Here is a 2,446-nt window from a genome sequence, read left to right as displayed (position 1 = left end):
CGACTGCCAGGTCGCCGGCGGCCTTGGACTGCCCGTACACGCCAAGCGGCGCCATGGGCGCGTCCTCGGTGTAGGGGGTCTGGCTGGTGCCGTCGAAGACGTAGTCGGACGAGACGTGCACGAGGGTGAGGCGATGCTCGGCCGCGATGCGTGCCAAAGCGGCAGGCGCGGCGGCGTTGGCCGCCCACGCGGCCTCGCGACCCTCGGGGGTCTCGGCGGCGTCGACCGCCGTGTAGGCGGCAGCGTTGATGATGACGCTGGCCTCGTGCCACGGATAGTCGGTCGCAAGCGTCGGCGAGGAGATGTCGAGCTCGTCGCGATCAACCAAGTCGAGCACGTGATCGTGTGCCAGTTCGGCCTCGAGCGCCCGTCCGAGCTGGCCTCGCGCGCCAAGGATCACGGTACGGCGCTGCGGAATCGGTGTGATCCCGTCAAGGCGCGGGTGGTTCCGGTCCTTGTCGGACACCTCCGCCTGATCCAGCGGGATGGGCCACTCGATGGCGGCGGTCTCGTCTGCGAGGTTGAGCAGCGAGTACTTCGCGTCCGGCGACCAGTGCGCGTTGACCAGGTACGAGTAGGCGGTGCTGGGCTCGAGGGTCTGGAAGGCGTTGCCCACTCCTCGGGGCACGAACACGGCCTTCGAGGGGTCGATCTCGGCGGTGACGACCGCACCGAAGGTCGGGCCCTCGCGCAGATCCACCCATGCGCCGAAGATCCGTCCCGTCGCGACCGACACCCACTTGTCCCACGGCTCGGCGTGGATGCCGCGCGTGGTGCCAACGCCCTCGTTGAAGGAGATGTTGTTCTGCACCGGGCCGAAGTCGGGAAGGCCCAGCGCCGTCATCTTCTCGCGCTGCCAGTTCTCCTTGAACCAGCCACGGGAGTCGCCGTGGACCGGCAGATCCCACAGCGTGAGCCCGGGGATGGCGGTCTCGGTGCAGGTGAGCTGCTTGGGGCCGTCGACCACTACTGTCCCTTCGAGGCGTAGAACGCCTCGGTCTTGTCCTTCGCCGGAGCCCACCACGCCTCGTTGTCGCGATACCAGTCGATGGTCGCCTTCATGCCGGACTCGAAGTCGCTGTACTGCGGCTCCCAACCCAGCTCCGTGCGCAGGCGGGTCGAGTCGATCGCGTAGCGCATGTCGTGGCCCGGACGGTCGCTCACGTGGTCGTACGCATCCGCCGCCTGGCCCATGAGGGTCAGGATCAGCTCGACGACGTCCTTGTTGTTCTTCTCACCATCGGCGCCGATCAGGTACGTCTCGCCGATCTCACCCTTGTCCAGGATCGTCAGCACCGCCGAGGAGTGGTCGTCGGCGTGGATCCAGTCGCGCACGTTCTCGCCCTTGCCGTAAAGCTTGGGTCGGATGCCGCGGATCACATTGGTGATCTGACGCGGGATGAACTTCTCCACATGCTGGAAAGGCCCATAGTTGTTCGAGCAGTTCGAGATCGTCGCCTGGGTCCCGAAGGAGCGCACCCACGCGCGCACCAGCAGGTCGGAGCCGGCCTTCGTCGACGAGTACGGGCTCGAGGGGTTGTACGGCGTGGCCTCGGTGAACTTCGCCGGATCATCGAGCTCAAGGTCGCCGTAGACCTCATCCGTCGAGATGTGGTGATAGCGCTTGTCGTAGCGGCGGACGGCCTCAAGAAGCGTGTACGTGCCGATGAGGTTCGTGTGCACGAACGGATACGGGTTGTCCAGCGAGTTGTCGTTGTGCGACTCGGCCGCATAGTGAACGACCGCGTCGGCGTCCTTCACGAGCGAGTCGACCGTCTCCGCGTCCGTGATGTCCCCGTGGACGAACGTGAAACGATCCTCGGGAAGGCCTGCGAGCGACTCACGATTACCCGCATACGTGAGCGAGTCCAGCACCGTCACGGTGTGATCGGTGGTCTTCAGGACGTGGTGGACGAAGTTCGAGCCGATGAAGCCCGCCCCGCCCGTCACCAGCAGGTGGGACATCAGTCTCCTCGCTTCACAAGATCGATCAGGTACTGGCCGTAGCCCGACTTCTTCAATGCCTCACCGCGCTCCAGCAGCGCGTCATCCGACAGGAACCCACGCCGCCACGCCACCTCCTCCGGGGAGCCGATCTTCTGACCCGTCCGGTGCTCGATCGTGCGGACATAGTCTCCAGCGTCAGCCATCTGGTCGAACGTGCCCGTATCCAGCCAGGCGGTTCCGCGCGGCAGCACCTCCACCGAGAGGTCCCCCCGCTCCAGGTAGGCACGGTTGACGTCCGTGATCTCATACTCACCCCGCGCGCTCGGCTTGAGCTCGCGCGCAATCTGCACCACGTCGTTGTCGTAGAAGTACAGGCCAGGGATCGCATAGTTCGACTTCGGCGCCTCGGGCTTCTCCTCCAGCGACAGCACCGTGCCATCGTCATCGAACTCGACCACGCCATACGCCTCGGGGTCAGCCACCCAGTACGCGAACACGG

General features: G+C 65.7%; 3 protein-coding genes. All 3 read right to left on the bottom strand.

Annotated elements, in window-relative coordinates; translation table 11 throughout:
* Window positions 1-967 (bottom strand): dTDP-4-dehydrorhamnose 3,5-epimerase family protein (locus AOP78_RS14620; protein ID WP_062206471.1); only part of this gene is annotated, 967 nt, incomplete at its 3' end.
* Window positions 967-1,965 carry a dTDP-glucose 4,6-dehydratase gene (rfbB, locus tag AOP78_RS14615; RefSeq protein ID WP_062206468.1) on the bottom strand — a complete coding sequence of 333 codons (999 nt, stop codon included), beginning with the start codon at window positions 1,963-1,965 and terminating at the stop codon, window positions 967-969. The genes rfbB and AOP78_RS14620, both read right to left, overlap by 1 nt.
* The coding region (locus tag AOP78_RS14610; protein WP_269082114.1) for a sugar nucleotidyltransferase at window positions 1,965-2,446 on the bottom strand (482 nt) is incomplete at its 5' end. The genes AOP78_RS14610 and rfbB, both read right to left, overlap by 1 nt.

The sequence above is a fragment of the Demequina salsinemoris genome, from assembly GCF_000974805.1.
Taxonomy (GTDB): Bacteria; Actinomycetota; Actinomycetes; order Actinomycetales; family Demequinaceae; genus Demequina; species Demequina salsinemoris.
The sequence above is the reverse complement of the archived record's forward strand: the minus strand, read 5'-3'. Positions and strand labels throughout refer to the sequence as shown.